Origin of the sequence: Coleofasciculus sp. F4-SAH-05 (genome assembly GCF_040222985.1) — a bacterium.
GTDB classification, from domain to species: domain Bacteria; phylum Cyanobacteriota; class Cyanobacteriia; order Cyanobacteriales; family Coleofasciculaceae; genus Coleofasciculus; species Coleofasciculus chthonoplastes.
The window spans coordinates 13,851-33,252 of the sequence record NZ_JAVKBY010000096.1 but is presented as its reverse complement, the minus strand read 5'-3'; the positions used below and the strand labels follow the sequence as shown (position 1 = coordinate 33,252).

Annotated in this window: 18 protein-coding genes and 2 pseudogenes; 11 read left to right on the top strand and 9 right to left on the bottom strand. The window is 45.5% G+C overall.

Going from position 1 to position 19,402, the window contains the following annotated elements; all coding sequences use genetic code 11:
• Positions 1-134: 134 nt before the first annotated feature.
• Positions 135-998, top strand: coding sequence for an endonuclease/exonuclease/phosphatase family protein (locus RIG27_RS12130; RefSeq protein ID WP_446345420.1), 864 nt, complete (start codon positions 135-137; stop codon positions 996-998).
• 27 nt (positions 999-1,025) lie between these two features.
• A complete protein-coding gene (locus tag RIG27_RS12125) occupies positions 1,026-1,205 on the top strand; it encodes a hypothetical protein (protein ID WP_446345418.1) in 180 nt (59 codons plus the stop codon).
• On the opposite strand, the gene RIG27_RS12120 is transcribed toward RIG27_RS12125, so the two are convergent.
• Both RIG27_RS12120 and RIG27_RS12115 read right to left on the bottom strand, forming a co-directional pair.
• Positions 1,166-1,642: a DUF2382 domain-containing protein gene (locus RIG27_RS12120; protein WP_446345416.1), complete on the bottom strand. Its 477-nt coding sequence runs from the start codon at positions 1,640-1,642 to the stop codon at positions 1,166-1,168. The two genes, RIG27_RS12125 and RIG27_RS12120, sit on opposite strands and share 40 nt — an antisense overlap.
• Positions 1,643-1,776: 134 nt before the next feature.
• Complete coding sequence (locus tag RIG27_RS12115) at positions 1,777-2,628, bottom strand: DUF2382 domain-containing protein (protein WP_446345414.1); 852 nt, start codon at positions 2,626-2,628, stop codon at positions 1,777-1,779.
• Between the two features lie 369 nt (positions 2,629-2,997).
• Here RIG27_RS12115 and RIG27_RS12110 point away from each other — a divergent pair, with 369 nt between their 5' ends.
• Positions 2,998-3,414, top strand: coding sequence for a thiol-disulfide oxidoreductase DCC family protein (locus RIG27_RS12110; RefSeq protein ID WP_446345479.1), 417 nt, complete (start codon positions 2,998-3,000; stop codon positions 3,412-3,414).
• A 78-nt stretch (positions 3,415-3,492) separates the two neighbouring features.
• Here RIG27_RS12110 and RIG27_RS12105 read toward each other — a convergent pair.
• A pseudogene (locus RIG27_RS12105) lies at positions 3,493-3,666 on the bottom strand (RNA-guided endonuclease InsQ/TnpB family protein); the annotation flags it as partial.
• A 30-nt stretch (positions 3,667-3,696) separates the two neighbouring features.
• On the opposite strand from RIG27_RS12105, the pseudogene tnpA reads away from it, so the two are divergent.
• Together tnpA and RIG27_RS12095 are read left to right on the top strand one after the other, a co-directional pair.
• A pseudogene (tnpA, locus tag RIG27_RS12100) lies at positions 3,697-4,086 on the top strand (IS200/IS605 family transposase); the annotation flags it as partial.
• A gap of 198 nt (positions 4,087-4,284) precedes the next feature.
• Positions 4,285-5,136, top strand: coding sequence for a M48 family metallopeptidase (locus tag RIG27_RS12095; protein WP_446345412.1), 852 nt, complete (start codon positions 4,285-4,287; stop codon positions 5,134-5,136).
• A 91-nt stretch (positions 5,137-5,227) separates the two neighbouring features.
• Here the strand turns inward: RIG27_RS12095 and RIG27_RS12090 are convergent, their stop codons facing one another.
• Positions 5,228-5,977, bottom strand: coding sequence for a metallophosphoesterase family protein (locus tag RIG27_RS12090; RefSeq protein ID WP_446345410.1), 750 nt, complete (start codon positions 5,975-5,977; stop codon positions 5,228-5,230).
• 739 nt (positions 5,978-6,716) lie between these two features.
• Here RIG27_RS12090 and miaE point away from each other — a divergent pair.
• Positions 6,717-7,331 carry a tRNA isopentenyl-2-thiomethyl-A-37 hydroxylase MiaE gene (gene miaE / locus RIG27_RS12085; RefSeq protein ID WP_446345408.1) on the top strand — a complete coding sequence of 205 codons (615 nt, stop codon included), beginning with the start codon at positions 6,717-6,719 and terminating at the stop codon, positions 7,329-7,331.
• 448 nt (positions 7,332-7,779) lie between these two features.
• On the top strand, positions 7,780-8,400 hold the full coding sequence (locus RIG27_RS12080; protein ID WP_446345406.1) for a PEP-CTERM sorting domain-containing protein: 621 nt from the start codon (positions 7,780-7,782) through the stop codon (positions 8,398-8,400).
• Positions 8,401-8,519: 119 nt separating this feature from the next.
• Here the strand turns inward: RIG27_RS12080 and tsaB are convergent, their stop codons facing one another.
• Both tsaB and RIG27_RS12070 read right to left on the bottom strand, forming a co-directional pair.
• Complete coding sequence (gene tsaB, locus RIG27_RS12075) at positions 8,520-9,179, bottom strand: tRNA (adenosine(37)-N6)-threonylcarbamoyltransferase complex dimerization subunit type 1 TsaB (RefSeq protein ID WP_446345404.1); 660 nt, start codon at positions 9,177-9,179, stop codon at positions 8,520-8,522.
• A gap of 448 nt (positions 9,180-9,627) precedes the next feature.
• Entirely contained in the window at positions 9,628-11,169 is a 1,542-nt protein-coding gene (locus tag RIG27_RS12070; RefSeq protein WP_446345402.1) for a serine/threonine protein kinase, read from the bottom strand.
• A gap of 302 nt (positions 11,170-11,471) precedes the next feature.
• Here RIG27_RS12070 and RIG27_RS12065 point away from each other — a divergent pair, with 302 nt between their 5' ends.
• The gene (locus tag RIG27_RS12065) at positions 11,472-12,161 is read left to right on the top strand and encodes a hypothetical protein (RefSeq protein WP_446345400.1); all 690 of its coding nucleotides are present in this window, start codon (positions 11,472-11,474) and stop codon (positions 12,159-12,161) included.
• A gap of 207 nt (positions 12,162-12,368) precedes the next feature.
• Here the strand turns inward: RIG27_RS12065 and RIG27_RS12060 are convergent, their stop codons facing one another.
• Positions 12,369-12,944: a hypothetical protein gene (locus tag RIG27_RS12060; protein WP_446345398.1), complete on the bottom strand. Its 576-nt coding sequence runs from the start codon at positions 12,942-12,944 to the stop codon at positions 12,369-12,371.
• 152 nt (positions 12,945-13,096) lie between these two features.
• On the opposite strand from RIG27_RS12060, the gene tftA reads away from it, so the two are divergent.
• The gene (gene tftA, locus RIG27_RS12055) at positions 13,097-14,452 is read left to right on the top strand and encodes a hormogonium tapered terminus morphoprotein TftA (protein WP_446345397.1); all 1,356 of its coding nucleotides are present in this window, start codon (positions 13,097-13,099) and stop codon (positions 14,450-14,452) included.
• 86 nt (positions 14,453-14,538) lie between these two features.
• Here tftA and RIG27_RS12050 read toward each other — a convergent pair whose 3' ends face one another.
• Positions 14,539-14,916, bottom strand: coding sequence for a response regulator (locus RIG27_RS12050; RefSeq protein ID WP_446345395.1), 378 nt, complete (start codon positions 14,914-14,916; stop codon positions 14,539-14,541).
• 201 nt (positions 14,917-15,117) lie between these two features.
• Complete coding sequence (locus tag RIG27_RS12045) at positions 15,118-16,323, bottom strand: tetratricopeptide repeat protein (protein WP_446345393.1); 1,206 nt, start codon at positions 16,321-16,323, stop codon at positions 15,118-15,120.
• A gap of 363 nt (positions 16,324-16,686) precedes the next feature.
• Between RIG27_RS12045 and RIG27_RS12040 the strand changes: the two genes are divergently transcribed.
• Together RIG27_RS12040 and RIG27_RS12035 are read left to right on the top strand one after the other, a co-directional pair.
• Positions 16,687-17,844, top strand: a complete 1,158-nt coding sequence (locus RIG27_RS12040) for an esterase-like activity of phytase family protein (RefSeq protein WP_446345477.1) — start codon at positions 16,687-16,689, stop codon at positions 17,842-17,844.
• A 333-nt stretch (positions 17,845-18,177) separates the two neighbouring features.
• Positions 18,178-19,200 carry an ATP-binding cassette domain-containing protein gene (locus RIG27_RS12035; protein ID WP_446345391.1) on the top strand — a complete coding sequence of 341 codons (1,023 nt, stop codon included), beginning with the start codon at positions 18,178-18,180 and terminating at the stop codon, positions 19,198-19,200.
• The last annotated feature ends 202 nt before the right edge of the window (positions 19,201-19,402 follow it).

Below are 19,402 nucleotides of genomic sequence, written 5' to 3'. Positions count from 1 at the left end.
AAAAAGGGATTCTCGTTTATCATTTATATTTCAAACAGAGCGGATTTTTTTATGGTTATTAGCAGCAATTCCTGTTTATTGACGAAAGGAAATCCTTACTCTTAGACTAATAGTAATTAACGAGAAAGCAGTTTATGGCCAAGCCTCAGATTCCTCCAGACCTACAAGAACTCAAGCCCAAGAGGTTTAATCCCGAAAAACAAGCTTGGATTAAATCAACCGATGTTGTCAGTGACACAACTATCAGTGAACTAACACTGGTAACCTATAATATCTGGTTTTCCGACTATTATCGTCAACAACGCCACGAAGCTATACTGAAGCTTATTCAAGACTGTGATGCTGACGCGATCGCGTTGCAAGAGGTTACGCCAACCTCTCTCAAACTAATTTTAGAGCAAGACTGGGTTAGAAAGAATTACTATAGTTCCGACACCACAGGAGCAACAGTAAATCCTTATGGCGTTCTCTTGCTGTCTAAGCTTCCTATATATCGGTTATTTTTCTGTGAACTTATCAGTCAAATGAGCCGCAAATTCCTCTGTGCTGAATTGCAGCTTAATGGGCAAAATTTTAATATTGCTACGGTTCATTTAGAAAGCAAGAAGAAATTTGCATCCATCCGCGCCATACAGCTTGCTGATATCTTTCCCCTATTGGAACAGTCCGATCATACTGTACTCATGGGAGACTTTAATTTTTGTTCATCTTGGGAAGATGAAAACCGTAATCTTGACCCTCGCTATCAAGATCTGTGGGCAGTTCTTAGAGAGAATGAACCGGGTTATACAGAAGATACGGATATTAATATCATGCGGTTACAGCAAAAACAGAAACATAAAAAAGTCCGCTTTGACCGCATCTTACTCCGTTCTGCTTCCCAAAGTTGGCAGCCAGAATCCATTGAACGCCTGGGATTAGAACCTATTTCCCGGAATTGTCCTAATGTTTTCCCATCTGACCATTTTGGTTTAGTGGGTCATTTAATAAGTAGGTAGGCACAATAAAAGTTAGTCATTTGTCATTTGTCATTTGTCATTTGTCATTTGTCATTTGTCATTTGTCATTTGTCATTTGTCATTTGTCATTCGTCATTTGTCATTTGCTCCCTTATCTTCCCCATCTCCCAGACGTTCCACGGTTATGTCGGTACAATTCCTGCTTTCTATTTACTGCCACGACAGCGATCAAACATCTGTTGGTAAGTTTCCTGAAGCTCTGGATTGTCCACCACTAGCTCTACACGCACTTTAACACAACCGTGATTATCTTGCAGCGCGATCGCGGCTAAAAGATCACTGGCTGCTTTAGGCGAGACAAATTCACCGTTGACAGTAGTCGTTGTCGGTGGACTCGTCTCTACACTATCGGGAACACCTGTAACTTTCCCCTTCCCCAAATCAATTTCTGCCAATTGTTTCGGTTCTTCACCAACTTGTTCAACAATTAATTTTTCCCGCCGTACAGGAACTTCTACCACACGGGTTTCAATTTCTTTGCGAACGACAACTTCACCGACTTTCTGCTTACTGCGGTTAACGACTAACTTTTCTTCTAGCAAGCGAATCATGTCTTCTTCGACTATCTCTGATGTCTGATCAGACTGTTCTAGATCACTATTCACTATCTCTTCAGCATCCATAGATTTTTCCGAATTAACAGCAAAAATTTTACCCACAACTTTAAGCTTGCCAGCCTAGTAGGGTGGGCAATGCCCACCCCCGTATCCACCAATTCATTTAGTTCAATCAGTGAAATTCAATGGCTTTCAGAATTCTACCGACGACCCTTGACTACAGGATTGCCATCTACATTGACTTCTAATTCTTCGCGGCGAACCGTTTCTTTGGCATCTACGGTGTCACGCTTAACTTCTTTATTGACACCCACTTCTTCCCGAACAAAGGCTTTCTTCTCGATATTTGCTGCTTCTTCATAAACTTCCACACGCGCAACTTCACCGTCGTGGAAATCAGCAGTACCTGGTTGAACTTCGCGGGCTTCAGAGGGACTATTCCGCTCAATTACAACCCGTTCTTTTTCTACAGGAACTGATACCTGAGCTGTTTCAGATTCCACATGCTTACCCAGAGTAACTTCGCCACTCTTGTAACGGTCTTTGTTGGCAATTAGTTTCTCTTCATACAGCTTGAGATTTTTATGATCCTGCTCAGTAGTGGCGTAGAGTTCAGGCTCATGATCATAGCTGTAGGTGTCGCGGTTATAGGTTTTCGCCTGAGCCGATGTTGCTCCTGCCGAGCGATTAGCCGCCATTGGTCGGTAGACGTTCCGGACTCGTTCTTCGTAGTCGTAGTCAATGGTCATGTTGTCATGGTATTCCGGTAAGCTTTCGGCTTGCGCTTTGGTCATACCGATCACATAAACCCGATGACGGTCATAGTCCATCCGAGCATAACCTACAGGTAACAAGACATTTTTACCAAAGATCCAGAAGCCTGTATCAATGACTAGATACCGGAAACGACCATTTTCATCCAGAAGAGCATCATGAACTTCACCGATTTTCTCTTCTCGATCAGAGTAGACATCATATCCTTTAATGTCATCGCCACCGAAAATCTGTTCTTTATAGTTGGGGTAAAACTTGTCTATTTTGATGAGATTCATAGAATAGTCTCCTTGTTTCTTTATCTTTATCTTTGAGAGTTCAACTCTCGCAATCTAATTTTAGATTACAAAAAAAAAGCTTTGGGTGAATCCATCAAAAGACATAAACGAAACTAGGTTGGTGATTTTTTTACACTGATACTGTGATTTGCTTGGATTTAGAATATTTATACTGATTGACCGATTTTCTTCTACGCAAATCCCTTAAGTTTAATAATATCCCCTTAGGTTACAGGATTTAATCAAATAGAACATATAAATGCCCTTAATTTAACACGATAAATTATCTTTTTTATCCTCCTATAGTAATAGATTAAATTAGGTATAGTAAATAAAGATAACTCATAAGGAGTGCGATTAACCCCTTTGATGCAATATCACGTTATTTACGACGGCAACTGCAATCTTTGTGTCACGTTAGTGCAGCTTCTGGAAAATCTGGATCAAGGACAGCAGTTTGATTACATTCCCATGCAGGATGAAGCCACCTGTGAAACCTTTGGCATTACTCCCCAAGACTGCGAAATGGGCATGATTCTCATCGATGGGGCATCCCCGGAACGTCGGTGGCAAGGGAGTGAGGCGGCTGAGGAAATTGGGCGTCTGTTGCCTATGGGCGAGGTATTCGTCTCGGCATATCGAGCAATGCCTGGAATGAAATGGCTAGGCGATCGCACATATCAACAGGTTCGTGATAATCGGTATAGTTGGTTTGGCAAGCGATCGAGTACCTACAATTCAGCTTATCCTCTGGGATGTCAGGATAACCAAAATTGCCAGACGTAATTGGAATGTGGCTGATATAATCTCGGTTCGTAGTAGGCACGAAGCGTGCCAGAAGTGAAGACAGCGCTTACTACAAGCGGCTAAATCCAGATAACCGTTATCACCAGTAGTATGCACTTTCCAGCCTGTTTTACTCGGATACGTCCAGCCAGAATAATGTTTGATTGACTTGTATTTAGGACGCTTGGCTAACCCTTTAAACCACCGATTAAATGCGTAATCAACGCGCTTTAAGGTAGCTTGTAAAGTCATGCAGTTACACTCTTTGTCTTTGTATAAGGTTCTCATTCTGTATTCTCTGTTCAACTGCATATAGTGTTCGTGACTAAATACAGGCGCAAGATTATTACATCGGGAATGTTAGAGCGATTACATGAGGTGCTTGCAAATGTCTGTATTAAGACAAAGTGCCGCCTTGTCGAGTTTTCAGGAGAAGCTGATCACGTTCATTTACTGGTAGACTTTCATCCAGACAACAACCTATCATCTTTGATTGGTAGCATGAAGTCTGCCTCTAGTTGAATTATCAGAAAAGACTTTGCCGTGGAACTGTCAAAAACTTATACTAAGTCGGCATTTTGGTCAGGCTCTTATTATGTTGCTTCTACTGGTGGCGCTCCCATTGAGAGAGTTAAGGCTTATATTAAATCCCAAGAAACACCTCAAGATTAACCCTGAGCCAAGTCGAAGGGTTGATTGCCTCCGTTCCTCCGGCAATCCGCTATCCCTCCCCACCCTCCTGAGCCTGCGAAGGATCTGCTGAGGGTGGGGACTCCCGCGAACACGTTGAAGCTAAGAGGCAACTTATACCCTATAAGTAGCGTCTATTGTTTGAGTACCTGAACTGTAGCTATTTTAATTTTATGTACCATGGTTAATCCTTTCTCCTTCTGGTCTCATCGTCACCGTCGTCGTTTATTATATCCTTATGTGTCAGCGATCTTAGCGTTTAGCCTGATCGTGGGTACACCTCAGGTGAGTCAAGCAATTCCCTGGCTGGATCTGATTTTCCGAGGCGTCCAGATTATCCAACTTTCCAATATTTCTGATCGCCAGGAAGTCGAGATCGGAGAGCAGATCAATCAGAAGTTGGTGAGAAACCAGATCCAACTCTATCGCAATTCCAGTGTCAACCGCTACATTGATCAGATTGGTCAGCGATTGGCAAAAGAAACTCAACGCTCTAATATTCCCTATACGTTTCAGGTGGTTAAGGATGACAGCATTAATGCCTTCGCGACTACGGGGGGTTTTATTTATCTCAACACGGGTTTGATTGAAGCGGCGGACAATGAGGCTCAATTGGCTAGTGTGATTGCTCATGAAATCGGGCATATCGAAGAGGAACACATGATTCAACAAATGCGCCAAACCGCCATCGCTAGGGGAGTAGCCGTTGCCGCAGGTCTAGATCGCAATACCTTAGTCAATATTGGCGTGGACTTGGCGCTGCGGTTACCCAATAGTCGTGAAGATGAATTTGAGGCGGATCAAGTTGGGTTAGACATCCTCAAAAAAGCAGGCTACGCACCGTCAGCCATGGTAAATTTCATGGAAAAACTCCAGCAGAAAAGCGGTTCCGTCCCCTCTTTCCTCAGCACTCATCCAGGTGTTGACGATCGCATTAATGCCTTGAAGCAGGCGATCGATCCGGCTGAAGCTACTGTCGGTGATGGTTTGGATGAAAATGCCTACAAAGCCAAAATTCGTCCCCTGCTATAGTGCTATGTGCTATCCCTGATATCTTCCTCAGCATCCCCAGCTCCCCCAGCATCCCCAGCATCCCCAGCTCCCCCAGCTTCCCCATACTGCACTAGGAACGGAGTACAGAACGACGTGGTAAGAGTTGTGAAGGCTCTACCCTTGTCACCGCCTCCCCAAGTGGCATTTGGCGAACCCGTTGTTTAAAAACATTGGCTTGATAAACCCGTGAGTTTGTCAGGTCTAACCCTGTGAGCCAACCACTTTTCGGGTGATACGCGCCCGTGTCAATATCCAACCATCCTCGACCTTGGGCAATTCGTCCCGGTTGTACTCCTGGCAAGGTAAAGGTAATCGTATGACCAATGATAATTAACTTATCTGTAAAATAAGGCTCTTGAATGCTATGAAATTCATCCCTAATCCAACAAAATTGTTCTGACGTTTGTTTTTCCAGGGGTAAACGGGGATGAACTCCAGCATGGACTAACCATGTATCTCCTAAATCGATATGGGTGGGTAAGGTACGCATCCACTCGATATGGTCTTGGCGGACACCATTCTCACCATAACTATTGATGGTACTGTGACCGCCACTATAGAGCCATGCTTGCAGGGCTGGACCATAGATTTCTCCCTGACCCAGGATTTCTAAGAGCATTTGCTCATGATTGCCTAGCAAGCAAGGATAAGGGCTTTGCTTGACAAATTCAACAACTTGAGAGCTTTGGGAACCCCTATCAATTAAGTCTCCCAAAAAATAGACCTGATCGTCTTTACCAGGAGCGATCGCGTCTAATAAAGTCATTAGGGTATCGTAGTGCCCATGCACGTCACCGATAACAATCCGGCGGTGAGTCATTGTTTATTGATCCAAATCCGTGTCGTCAAATAATAAGTAGCACCCATAAACGTTTACTTGCACCAGTTTGGTTACCAAAAGCTGGATTATTGTGTGCCGAGGTATGTTTACCAGGGGTAGGCAAGATTCTCAGGCTTAGGATACTCTATTATCTATTAGTTAAAACAAGTGCTAACATCTATCTTCCGGGTTTCAGAGGAAATTCATCTGTCTTCTCGGAGGTCTCCACCATAGCTGTACTCAGCTTGGTGGTGGGAGGAAACGGGGGGCAGATCTCGACTCCCCTCGATACAAGTGGTCTAGGCAATATATCCATAACTGGTTGGTTTTTCAACTGAAATACAGTGCAGGTTTTTTGATGGGAAACCTACAAAACCCACTCGGATTACTCCGGTAATGTTAGCTTAGACAATGTTAGTGGTCGGTACTTTCTCAAAAGCACTGCCTCCCAGATGGCTGTTTAACTTTTGAGTTTTAGAGCTACAGACTAGCTACGCATCCGTAGGTAAGAACTTAAACACTTGCCACTAACTTAGGCATTCCTGCCTGAGTCGGGTCAACTCGGGCTATCTTAGAAGCCCCCGTTATAATCGGTACTCCGATTTAACGGTGGGTTGTTGACTGAATTTCACACCTTTTCCGCTTAGCATCCAGCACGCCATGGATAAATACCAGTTTCCTCGAATCCCAGTCTCTATCCTAATCATCTTCCCCCTATTGTGATTCACAAGACAGTTCGATGTCACCAAAACCTGTGTTAGATTCTCCCTGGGTAATGATTCATGCCCTCCAACAACCCACGAGCTGGACTTGGGTTGAACAAGCCCTAGCTCACCTTGATCTCATTCTACTCGACCATTCCCAATGCGAACGCAAAGCGGCAGGTGTCGCCCTGAATTTAATCTTTCGCTATCCATCGAGTACCCAACTGGTTCGTCAGCTTACCGCGATCGCGCGTGAGGAACTGGATCACTTTGAACAAGTCAATCAATGGCTGGAACGACGGGGTATTCCCCTAGCTTCCCTCTCTCCATCGCCTTATGGTGCTAAACTGAAAGCCCAGATTCGTCGTTATGAACCGGATCGGTTATTAGATTCTTTACTGGTGGCTGCTCTCATTGAGGCTCGCTCTCACGAACGGTTGGGCTTACTGGCAACTCATTGCCCTGACCCGGAACTCGCCGCGTTTTATCAAGAGTTGATGACATCTGAAGCGCGTCACTATGGTGTGTATTGGGTGCTAGCGGATACCTATTTTGAGCGGGAGGTTGTCAACCAGAGGCTAGCAGAACTGGCGACGATAGAAAGTCAGTTACTTAGCACGCTTTACCCAGAACCTCGAATTCACAGTTAAGGTTAGAGAATTAAGCGAGTTCGTTTTGTAAACTATTGTTTTTGATTATGTATAAATAATAACTTTTTGATGAATTTCTTTTAAAGAATTGATAAGTTTAACCCACAAATTGAACCGATTAAGTGACTTCAGAGTATAGTCAAAGTGATCAGTAAACAGTCACTCATGATTCGTCCATCTGTTTAATCGTGTTAGCACTGTGTTAGCACTTGGATGTATACCATCCGTAGCACTATCCAATTGTAGACATCGGCTAGAGTTGCAGAAATCGGCTAGAGCTAGCGACTGTCTTTGGGGTAAGGCGATTCAGCTTCGATAACCTCCCGATTAGCAACCAACTAAGGATAGCTCGTCAAACCAGTTCTACCGTGGGCAACTCTAAAAACTCATATTCAAGATTTAAGTGAGCGAATGATGAGTGATTCAAGTTCACCTAGGAGACTCAATCATGAATCTAGCAAAGACTTCAACAGTCCTTGGCTTAGTTGCTGGCAGTGCCTTAGCTTTATCGGCGATGCCAGCAGAAGCTGCCTCATTTGGCAATGGGGGTATTTTGTTTGATACCGATACGAAAGTTGATTTTGAGTTCTTGGAATCTCACGGTAAGTTCCAATCGACCTTGTTTATCGTAGAAGCAACCGATAAAGATACACCTGTATATACCCTGTTTACCGAGAACGAGGCATTCATATCCGGAGCAGAGGATTTCAAAGGACTTTGTCCCGAAACAGTGACCGCACCCGGTACCGATTCTTGCACAAACTGGTTTATCTTCGAGAAAGACGTAGAGTATAGTTTGCTGCTTGACTCTGGTAACAGTGGTAAGGTTTGGTCAACAAATAAATTGAATAATCCATCGAATCCGAATGAAGGTGAACAGGCAAAGTTTATTTTTGGACAAACTGATGCTGGCAAGTACACGATTCTCTTCGATGATCGAGGAAACGGGGACGATAAAGACTTCAACGACTTTACTATCACGGCAGATATCCCTGAGCCAGCTACATTGGCTGGTTTAGGATTAATTGGTGGAGCATTGGCTCTAACCCGTCGTCGTAAAGCTAAGTAAAGCTCTGAAGCGATCGCGCTTTTCATGCCTCTTAGCTTCAAGCTAGCTGAATCATGCTTCTATTCAATTTCCCACACTAAGCTGACATTATAGTGTGGGTTTTTGGTTGTTGATCAGGCTCACTTAGGTTCAACCGGATGCTGTCCGTAAAACGGTAACGCATCGGACCAGTGAGGACGCTTGCCTTGCTGCCAATCTAAATAAGCCAAGTCTAATACACTGGTGACACAAGTTCCTAAATCAACGGATACCTCAATGAGTTGATAGGGGAGGTTTTGATGATCTAGGACATGTTGCCAAATATCAGGTGTCATCACGGCATCAGGTACAAGCGGCGTCAAGCTGGAACCGTCTGAAGATAGCTGATAGATTGCAGTATACAACTGCCCCCGTCGAGCAGGCATTTGTAGCGCGATCGCTCTTTTGTGTGAGGTTTCTAGGTGTTCTTTCCCTTGAAGCATGACTGACCAAGCAACGGCTGCCAAGGTGGAAATGGCAAATAAAGGAATATCCAGTTGCTGTGCCAAAGTTCGGGCTGTTACCACACCAATACGAGTGCCTGTAAAACTGCCCGGACCTTTGGCGACGGTAATAAATGCCACATCTGACCAAGCGTTTGGGAGCAAAAACTCACTCAAGTGTTGATGGAAGTGAGTCGATAAATCTCGTCCCAAATCCCAGGTAGCCGCACGATTATCGTTCTGAAAATTACTGATAGCTAATCCGAGTTGAGGACTGGTGGTATGTAGGGCTAAACCGTATTGGTTGTCATTGGTCATTAGTCATTAGTCATTTGTCATACTCGAAGAGCGCGAGAAGCAAGCTACGTTATTTGTCATTCGTGACATACTCCAGACAGCGATACAAGTATACGCTGCTGGCTTCTCCCACCTACTACATCTATAATGAGCTCTATTTCTAGAGCGTAGGATTCGAGCTTTTTATAGTGAGTAAGATGCCCAGACCCACTTTTTAATACTTTTCTCAAAAGGTGTGAGAACTTGTTTTTAAGCTTTCGTTTTTTGCTTTTCCAGAAAACGTATTCCAGCTATGGGTGTCTACTCTGTGCATTGCCCGAAAGAAAGGCGTAGAACGGGCCATCTATTTATTTTACGTTTGCCACGTTTTTAGTATATATTCGACGCATGAAATTTGACAACTCCGCTTCGCTTCATTGTCAGGCTATCCTTCCCGACGCTCCCCTTCGGGAGAGCTATAGGCGACAGCCTATAGCTCATTCTCCTCAGTAGTTTCAGATTTCTTTGGTAGGGGTGGTTCGGGTGGAGTCGGCGCTTTTTTCATGTTTTCTAGGGGTTCGCCAATCGACTCAGACGGGGGTTCGCTGACCGATTCAGATGACTCAGCAGACTTGGGAGTCACTGGAGAGGGTGACGCTTGCGCCGGTTGAGATTGATTTTGGGATGCTGGGGACGAGTTCGGTGAAGGTTTAGGTGTTGACGTTGACGAGTTTTTCTCATCAGAGGAGGATGATTCTCCAGAAGCGGATGAGGGGTTTTCAGGAGTGGGCGAGGGAGAGGGTTCAACTGAATCACTTGATTTTTTAGGGAATCCCGGAAAAGAGCGGCGAGTGGGTTTCTGTTCCTGGTTGGAGGAAGGGTCATCTTTGCCCTGGTTGGGTTCAGTGGTTTCCTCACTATCATTAAGCTCAGTATCAGGATTTAGGGGTTCCTCTGGGGATGAGGGTTCAGCCGCTGGTGGGGTTGACAGATTTTGAGACTGATACCAAATTGTTCCCAATCCGACTAAACCTGTAGCAATAACAGCGCCCACTCCTAGTAAAACGGGAGAAACACCTAAGCGTCGATGCCAAGGCGTATATTGAGTAGGTTGGGACTCTCGCTGACGGGAACTGGCTTCCTGTGGCGGTGTTAAAGCAATTGTGGCGCCATTAGTGGTCGATACAGGATGGGAGACGAATTCCTGGTTGGGTTCAAAGGATACATCTGGCAACAGGGACAGCCATTCGGCTACCGATGGGGGTCGATGACGCGCCTCAATTGCCATCCCGCGCATGACCGCTTGATTTACGGCAGCACTGAGTTGGGGTTGGAGGTCACGGGGAGCCGGCATGGGTTGGCGCTCCCGGATAACGGCAGGTGTGGGGATTTGGGCAGTTAACAGGGTATAGAGAGTGGCGGCTAAACCGTAAACATCCGAGGCTGGGGTGCGTTTTTCTTTGATTAAATACTGTTCTAAGGGGGCATAGCCCTCAGACAGCATGTTAGTGTGGGTTTGAGTTGTATTCAGGCTAAATTCTCGTGCAATGCCAAAGTCGATGAGTACAACTTGGTGTGTTCCTTCTCGCCGGATGATATTGGCAGGTTTAATATCTCGGTGGAGTAAACCTTTTTGATGGACTACGGTTAAGGCGTCACCAATTTGGTGGATGTAATGAATGGCGGTGGCTTCACTGAGGGGTTTTCCGGGATGTAAAATCTCTTGTAAGGTCTGACCGTCTACATAGTCCATTACCATGTAGGGCCACCCTGCTTCTACAAAGAAGTCACTGACTCGGACAATATTGGGGTGGGTACACAAGGCTAGCCGTCGTGCTTCATCCTGGAATAGGCGCTGAAACCGAGAGCAGTCCGGGTTACGATGCATGGACTCGTCTAGGGTTTTAATCACCACCACCTGACCTAAATAGTGATGGGTGGCTTTATAGGTGATGCCAAAACCCCCTTGTCCTAGTTCTTGCTCTAGAGTGTATTTGCCACCCTGTAGGGTTTTACCAACTAACGAGTTCATACACTGACCTTCGGGTTGAGAAAAATTTGTCAGTTCAGAATTCACTTTAACTCAGAATTTCTGGATTGAGGGATGAGGTGTCAGGGAATGCGGAAGATGGGGGAGATGGGGGAGATGGGGGAGATGAGCAGAAACGTCTGAACGATTAGGGAATTGTGAGTTAACCCGTAACTTAGGTAGGGATGGGTTGAGTAAGATGAGGTCAAAAAATTTTTCCTCATCTCTATTATGGAGCTAGCACTTCGGATCAAGCCATTGTCGATGAGAAGTTTTAACATATCCCCCCTGAGAACGCGACACCAGTGAAGCAACAGAGTTTACGACAATGGTTTCGATGGCTGACTCGGTGGATTCGCCGCATCTTTCAGAAACCAGAAACTTTCCAACCAACGTTTCTGGTTCTTGAGCGCACTTATTCGGCTGATGAATCCATCGTCCTTTTATCCGTCGAACGAGACGCACCCGGTGCTGTAGGAACCTGGTATCTCCTGAATCAACACAATCCCCGTCACAATCTGTTGATTACCCTTGACAACTTGGCAGCGATTCGATTAGCTCTGGATGCTAATTCATTTTCCGATCAGGATACATCTATCTTGGAGCTATCGTTAGCCCAGGAAGACCAGATATTTCGGACTCATCGGTTTAGCGTGCAGTGGATTATTAAGTTGAAGAGTTCTCGCAAGGTTTTTCACTTGATTGGAACCTGGGATCTTGACCTGCAAGGCGATACCTGGGACCCTAATACCAGTGCATTTACGATTGGTCGTTTCGTGGTGCGAGAGGCGTTGAATTTACCGCCGCTTCCGGGAGTGTCGTGGCGTTTCCGGATGACTGAGTTTCCTTGGATTGAGAGTTTACAGAGCTATAGCAAGATGGTATTGGGGGATAACCATAATTGTTATACCAAGAAGTTGAATCTGAAAGAACTCAAGGAACTTAGAGATGAAATTGAGCGGGGGCGAGGTTATAGAAAACGTCATCAATTCTAAGTAGGAGTAGCTGAATACTGATTAACGGAATTTCTATGATAAATTCTGTGCTTTGTCGGCTCGCAGACATACAACTGAGTTGACCTTTATGCTTTTCGATAATATAGCGTTGGTTTCAAACGACTGTTGCTGGATGAGTAAGATCCCTGGCTAAGATCGCCGACTTCTTGAAGAAGTCGGCGATCTGAAAGATCTCAAAAGCAGGAACTAATCTGGGAAGGCGAATCCGGTTCTGGGATCGCGGATAAATAACCCAAGCACTAATGAGTCCATCACCGTGTCCCAGACGGGGTTCAGACGCTCTGCATCATCTACCCAGTAGTCAAATGTAATCAAACATTGAACGCCAGAACCTAACCCAATACAGATGCGGGAATAGGCGTCGCGGTTTTCGTTAGGGTCAATAAATTTGAATTGAGTCCAGACGATGCGGGCGGTTTGGCGCTTGAGTTCAACAATTTCCCCTTGCTCAGTTATATTCCGCTCATCATCTCGAACGACTCGCTTTAATAAAGAAACTAAGGGAAATTCAGCCCAGTCACCTGGGGGGAGTAGATTATAGGAGGCTTCTAAGCGACAATCATCGTTGGGTGGCTTTCTGTCCAGAAACCGAAACGATTTGGTATCCGGTTCAAAATGCCAATCTTCGGGAACATCAAAGCGCAATGCTCCTCGCCCTGCTACGAAGATCCGATGTCCTGGCTTGGATGTCCAGTTGTGGTCTTCTTGTAGCTCTAGGGTTTCCTTGATCCATTGGAGATTGTGCTTTTTGCGTTTAGCCATAGCTGCTCCAGAGATGAAAACCACATTAAATTTAATTATGACAGATGGTATAGCAAACTGATACGGTTAAGCACTAGCCGAAAGACTGCGAAATCCTTATTCTGGATTAATGGCAGTGAGTGCGAATGATCAGTGCTGAGGACAAGTGACTAATGGGACGAATCTTTATTTCTGCCGGACACGGAGGAATTGAACAAGGGGGGCGCGATCTAGGCGCGATCGCAGGCGGTACAACGGAAGCTCAACAGATGATTCTGCTGCGGGATCAGATTGTCCCAGAGTTGCGATCGCGTGGCTTTGAGGTTCTCTCTGTTCCGGATGACTTGAGTTCAGCTGAATCGATCCAATGGATTAATGCGCGTTCTCGCCCTGGCGATGTAGCGCTGGAAATTCATCTGGGTTCTTCCCCGAATCCCAGTGTCCGAGGGACGGCGGTTTACTATATCGCCAATAACACTGAACGCAAAAATCATGCGGAACTGATCCTCCTCGCCTTGCTGCGCCGTCTTCCTCAATTGCCAAATCGAGGCGCGAAGCAGGATACGGCGACAGGGATGGGTTTTCTGTCATTTACCCGCGATACGATTCTTCCTTCGCTGCTGATGGAGGTTGGCTATCTCACCAATCCAGAGGATCGGTTTATTATTCAAAATCGCCGCCGCGAGATGGCGTTAGGAATTGCGGATGGATTAGCGGCGTGGAGTCGGGCGGTTTCGGGAACGGAACCGGGCAATGGAACGGATGTTACCTATTCTGCTATTAATATCAAGATTAATAATCAAACTTATGGAGAGCAAGGCATTATTGTAAATAACAATGCCTATATTCCCATTGACTTAGCCGATCGCTTGGGTGTGGATTTAACCACGATTCCCGGTATTCGCCGCCTTCAGTATCGGGGAGTGGTTTACGTTAAAGCGATTGAATTGCGAGATTATAATATTTCCGTCGGTTGGGATGCGGCGACGCGCACGGTAATTTTGCGTTCAATTTTACAAATTTGTCCGGGTCAACTTGACCGAATTATGGCACATGGGAATACGTCAGAAGTACAGTTAATGATGTTCCTCAAAGCCAATAATGAAGACGCCCTGGCTCAGTTTCCTGACTTACCCAAGCTTTACCGCGAAGAAGCCGCCATTGAAGGGGTAAATTATGATATTGCGTTTGCTCAAGCCATGGTGGAAACAAATTTCCTCCGTTTTGGGGGCGACTTGAAACCTAGTCAAAATAACTTTGGTGGCTTAGGATCAGTTGGGGGTGATCCGGAGGGAGCGACATTCCCTAGCGCCCGATTAGGGGTTCGCGCTCATATTCAACAATTAAAAGCCTACGCCAGTTTAGAACCTTTGGTACAAGAAGTGGTTAGTCCCCGGTTTCGTTTTGTCACTCGTGGAATTGCACCCCTCATCCAGCAGTTGAGCGGACGGTGGTCCGCTGACTTGAATTATGGCGATCGCATTATGGCTGTTCTTCGGCGTCTCTATGAATCAGCCGGGTTTTTCTAAGGGTGAGTAGTCCTCAAACCTTTACGAATGACAAATGACAAATGACGATCTCTACCGTTAATTTTTGTTGTGTCCACATACTTACATTATGACCAGTCCAAAACTTTAGTGACCTCCTTAGTTAGCGTCATTGGGTCAAAGGGTTTAGCAATAACTCCAGCAATACCTAACTGATCAAATTGAGTGATGTTGTTGTTAAACACTTTTGCCGTGAGTAAAATCACGGGAATTTCTTGAGTGCTGGGAGACTTTTGCAACTCTTTCAATAGGGTTAACCCATCCATATCCGGCATCATCACATCCAAGAGAATCGCATCAGGTTGTTCAGTTTGGGCTAACTGTAGTCCTTTCTTGCCGGATTCAGCCGTGATTACTTGCCAGTTGCCAATCGTTTCCAGGCAAGCTTGGATCACTAAACAAAGATTGGGTTCATCGTCAATGACTAGGATACATTTGGTAGACATAAAGGGAATAGGAAATAATCAATTTAAATGCACATCAGCTTACTTGTGAAAGAGGGCGGGTTTTGTTGTCCATTTAGGGGAGGGCGGGTTTTGTTGTTCATTTATCAGTGAATAGCTGACTTTAGCCCCTAAACCCGCCCCTACAGATTTCCTAAACTCACCCTGATCACTGACTGTTCACGCTCTTCGAGGGCAGATTTATTACTGATTACTTGTTTCCTCCTGATTAACTTTCTCAATTTGACGGGCAAAATGGGTTTCTCTATACTGCAATGATCGCGCTAATTCTAGACCTTTTTGAAAAGCTTCTAAGGCTTGGGCATACTTGTTTTGGGCGAGATAAATCTGACCCATTTGATCGTAAGCCTGCATCAAGCCATAATAATTGTAGGACTGTTGTTCCACAATAATCAATGTTTCGTACACCTGGAGTGCATAGTCGGGTTGGTCGTAAGATAAATAGAGTTGGGCTAATTTTTCGAGTGCATCACTGGCATAAGCCAACTGTTGTGATGACCAAGCGAGTGCATAAGCTTCCTGGTAGCTTTGAGAGGCTTGTTCGGGTTGATTCAGGGCTTCGTAGTCGGCACCAATCCCAATTTGTAGGGCAGGGATTTGAGTATAATTGTCTTGGTTGAGATAACTGTCTACTAACCGTTCCTTGATCCGCAGGGCATTTTCGGGTTCCTGGGATTGTTTATAAATGTTGAGCAATTCTTGTAGATAGTTAACTTCCGCCACGCGATCGCGCTTTGCTTGAGCTATTGCTAGTAATTCTTCATAAATGGCGGCGGCTTGGGGATAATCAAACCAAGCTAAGTGGAGTTTGGCGATTGTCTCTAAGGTTTCGGCTTGAGTTTGCCGATCACCTTGTTGACGGGCATCGGCTAAAATTTGCTCATAGATAGCTAGGGCGTTTCTGGGAACTCGTACCTGTCGATAAGCTTGACCTAATGCACCTAAAAGTTCGGGATCTAACTCTCCTTCTTCCTCAGCATTTTGCTGAATCGTTTCTAAGCGTTTAGTAATTAACTGTACCTGGGATTTCGCATTCCGACTCCAGGCAATTTCGCCCACCCGCCCTAGGGTTTTGACTTCTTCTAATCGTCCACCCAAGACTCGCCGTAAGCGAATTTCTCGATACCAGATATCAAACGCCTCTTCTAGATTTCCCGCCCTCAATTCTGCGGCGGCTTGATTATTCAGTTGATTGAGATCTTCCCTCAATCGGCGGCGTTCTAAGGGGCTTAAAGGGCGTTCTACGGGGGGATTGGGAAGCAGGGGATCACCACTGGTATCGAGTTCTAGGGGATTGGGTGGATTTGTTTCAGCGGGTTGGGCTAATGTTCCACCACTTAACCCTAACCAGAGTGTCGCTATGCAAAAGAGTAGTTGAACTTTTCTCATTAATTTAAGCTGTATAAGATGCAACACTGTTTTAAGGAGAGCCAGGAAATAAATTTCTTATCTTTAAGCTAAAGTAAGCTAAAGCTTACTACATTAAAGACTTTTAACCCGTTTGAACGGGACGTGAGCTTTTAGCCCATAGACGCAAAGTGGCTTCTCTTCGAGAACTTTAGTTCAGAGCTTAAGTCTGATTAATTATTATTTTATCTGCCAACGTAATCACCATTGACGCTTAAAATCAACTTATAGTTTCTACAGGAACCCCTTACCCTAAGACGTTTGACATTTTTTATGATTCAGCCAATAACACAAAAACCATTAAAAATCAATAGATTTCGCCGCCTATTATCTCGACTCTTCGTCGTGGCGATCGCGCTGTTGACTCTGTTGACGACGAGCTGTAGTCCTTCTACCGCTAGAACCGCCGAACAGCGCACGTTTCTGGATTTATCCTTAGACTTTTTGGCGGAGTATCAACTGCCCAAACCGATGAGGTTTGAGGATACTCCCGTTGGCGGCTTATCCGCCCTCTCCTATGATCGCGATCGCGATCGTTTTTTGGCACTGTCCGATGATCGATCAAATCTCGCACCCGCACGATTTTACACCCTGGCGCTGACGATTAACCGCAACTCGGCAGGAGAAATTGGGATTGAATCCGTCACCGTGGAGGATGTAACCATTCTCAAAGACGAAAACGGCAAACCCTATCCGGCGGGAACCATTGACCCCGAAGGCATCGCCCTATCCGGTAAAGGTGGCGTATTTATTTCCACTGAAGGGGTTCCTAGTCAGGGAATTGAACCCTTTATTCAAGAATTTGACCGCCAAACGGGGCAACCGTTGCAACGCTTGCGAATTCCTGATCGTTTTCTCCCGAATAATACGATAGAAGAAGAACAAGTTCCCCGTGGCGTACAAGAGAACCTAGGCTTTGAAGCATTAACCTTAGAACCAATTACTTTAGCGGCGGCTAGTGGCGATCCTTTTCGCCTATTTACAGCAACGGAATCCGCGTTAATTCAAGATAGTTTACCCCCAGATTCAGACGAGGTTCCCCGAATTCGGCTGCTGCATTATTTAATCAGCGATATTGCGCCACCCATGCTAGTAGCGGAACATTTGTATCCACTGGCTCCCGCCCCCAAAGGGACAATTGATTATGGCTTATCGGAATTAGTGGCATTAGATACAGAAGGTCACTTTCTGAGTTTAGAACGGAGTTATGGGTTGTTTGGACTCAGCGCCCAAATTTATCAACTAACCCTGGGTGGGGCGACGGATACATCTAATATTGCCAGTCTCAAGGGGAATATTTCTCGCCTTGATCCGGTGAAGAAAAAATTGCTCCTTGATTTGAGTACTTTGGGAATTTATTTAGATAATTTGGAAGGGATGACCCTAGGTTCACGGTTGCCAGATGGGAGTCAGAGTTTGGTATTAGTCAGTGATGATAATTTTAATCAAGCACAGATTACGCAGTTTCTTTTGTTTCGGTTAAACCTGAATAAGTCGAATTGAGCTAACTTGTCGTGGTGTGACACAGCTAATTGGCTCTCTTCCTCTATCCCCTTCTTCTTGTCAACCTCAATTATAAAATTAAAGCCATAGCAGGTTGACAATTTTAAATAAATGTGTATTCTTCGCAATCCCCCCACAGTCGGGGCGGGTTTAGTTACATTTGTTGTGAGGTAAGAAACGATAGTAGTGAAACCCGCCCCTACAGACACGCTATGGCACGTCTAGCGAAGCGAAGGGGCAAAACTTCCCCCCCTCAATGCCAACAAACCCCTTAAAATGAAAAGACAACTAATTGTTTAGATTTGTATAGCCAACTCAGGTATAGAACGATATATGGCTGCTGCCGTTTTAATCAAGAACCTAAAAAAATACTACGGGGATGTCGAAGCCGTGAAGGACATCTCCCTGAACGTCGAACCCGGTGAGATTTTTGGCTTACTCGGTCCAAATGGGGCGGGGAAAACCACAACGATTCGCTGTCTGTGTACCTTAAGTAAACCCGACGCGGGTAAGATTGAGGTATCGGGAATTTCTGCGATCGCGAATCCTAGAGCCGTCCGCCGTCGCATCGGTTATGTCGCCCAGGAAGTGGCATTAGACAAGGTGTTGACAGGGCGCGAGTTACTGCAACTACAAGCGGATTTATATCACCTACCCAGCAACATTGCCAAAGAGCGGGTCAATACCATGATAGAGGTGTTGGGCTTGCAGGAGTATGCTGATAAAAAGACAGGAACCTACTCCGGCGGAATCCGCAAGCGTCTGGATTTAGCCTCCGGCTTACTGCATAAACCCGATGTTTTGGTTCTGGATGAACCCACGGTGGGATTGGATATCGAGAGTCGGGTAGTGGTGTGGAATTTCCTGCGTCAATTGCAAAACGCTGGCACGACCATATTTATTACCAGCCACTATTTGGAAGAAGTAGATATTCTAGCCGATCGCGTGGCAATTATCGACAAAGGAGTTGTTATTGCCGAAGGTACGCCCTCTCAGTTAAAGGATAACGTAGGAGGCGATCGCATAACCCTCCGCATCCGGGAATTCTCGCCTATGGAAGAAGCCCAAAATGCCAAGGAAAAGCTGGAGGTGTTACCCTTTGTCCAAGAAGTGATTATTAATACGGCACAAGGAAATTCCCTCAACTTAGTGGTTAAATCCCAAAGTGACGCATTGACCAACATTCAGCAATCCTTAAAAGACGCCGGATTACCCATTTTTGGTATTGCCCAATCTCGACCTAGTTTAGATGATGTCTACTTAGCCGCCACCGGTCAAACCTTAATGGATGCTGAACTCGCGGCGGCGGGAACACGAGATGTGAAGGCAGAGAAAAAGCAACGGATGAAGGAATGATGAGATGAGAGGGAGATGGGGGAGATAGGGGAGATGGGGGAGATGGGGGAACACCTCGACTTACCTCGACTTCGCTCGGTAACACGCTCGGTGTGTCAGATGGGGGAAATTATGTAGGGGCGGGTTTCACTACTATCGTTTGAAATGGTGCGTTACGCTTCGCTAACGCACCCTACACCCGCCCCGACTGTACATAAGGCGA

Bases quoted from the DNA above. Each gene is read 5' to 3' on its own strand.
- RIG27_RS12045 (WP_446345393.1), bottom strand. From the start codon at position 16,323: ATGAGAAAAGTTCAACTACTCTTTTGCATAGCGACACTCTGGTTAGGG.
- miaE (WP_446345408.1), top strand. From the start codon at position 6,717: ATGTCACCAAAACCTGTGTTAGATTCTCCCTGGGTAATGATTCATGCC.
- RIG27_RS12080 (WP_446345406.1), top strand. From the start codon at position 7,780: ATGAATCTAGCAAAGACTTCAACAGTCCTTGGCTTAGTTGCTGGCAGT.
- RIG27_RS12115 (WP_446345414.1), bottom strand. From the start codon at position 2,628: ATGAATCTCATCAAAATAGACAAGTTTTACCCCAACTATAAAGAACAG.
- RIG27_RS12060 (WP_446345398.1), bottom strand. From the start codon at position 12,944: ATGGCTAAACGCAAAAAGCACAATCTCCAATGGATCAAGGAAACCCTA.
- RIG27_RS12130 (WP_446345420.1), top strand. From the start codon at position 135: ATGGCCAAGCCTCAGATTCCTCCAGACCTACAAGAACTCAAGCCCAAG.
- RIG27_RS12035 (WP_446345391.1), top strand. From the start codon at position 18,178: ATGGCTGCTGCCGTTTTAATCAAGAACCTAAAAAAATACTACGGGGAT.
- RIG27_RS12110 (WP_446345479.1), top strand. From the start codon at position 2,998: ATGCAATATCACGTTATTTACGACGGCAACTGCAATCTTTGTGTCACG.
- RIG27_RS12090 (WP_446345410.1), bottom strand. From the start codon at position 5,977: ATGACTCACCGCCGGATTGTTATCGGTGACGTGCATGGGCACTACGAT.
- tftA (WP_446345397.1), top strand. From the start codon at position 13,097: ATGGGACGAATCTTTATTTCTGCCGGACACGGAGGAATTGAACAAGGG.
- RIG27_RS12070 (WP_446345402.1), bottom strand. From the start codon at position 11,169: ATGAACTCGTTAGTTGGTAAAACCCTACAGGGTGGCAAATACACTCTA.
- RIG27_RS12050 (WP_446345395.1), bottom strand. From the start codon at position 14,916: ATGTCTACCAAATGTATCCTAGTCATTGACGATGAACCCAATCTTTGT.
- tsaB (WP_446345404.1), bottom strand. From the start codon at position 9,179: ATGACCAATGACAACCAATACGGTTTAGCCCTACATACCACCAGTCCT.
- RIG27_RS12120 (WP_446345416.1), bottom strand. From the start codon at position 1,642: ATGGATGCTGAAGAGATAGTGAATAGTGATCTAGAACAGTCTGATCAG.
- RIG27_RS12095 (WP_446345412.1), top strand. From the start codon at position 4,285: ATGGTTAATCCTTTCTCCTTCTGGTCTCATCGTCACCGTCGTCGTTTA.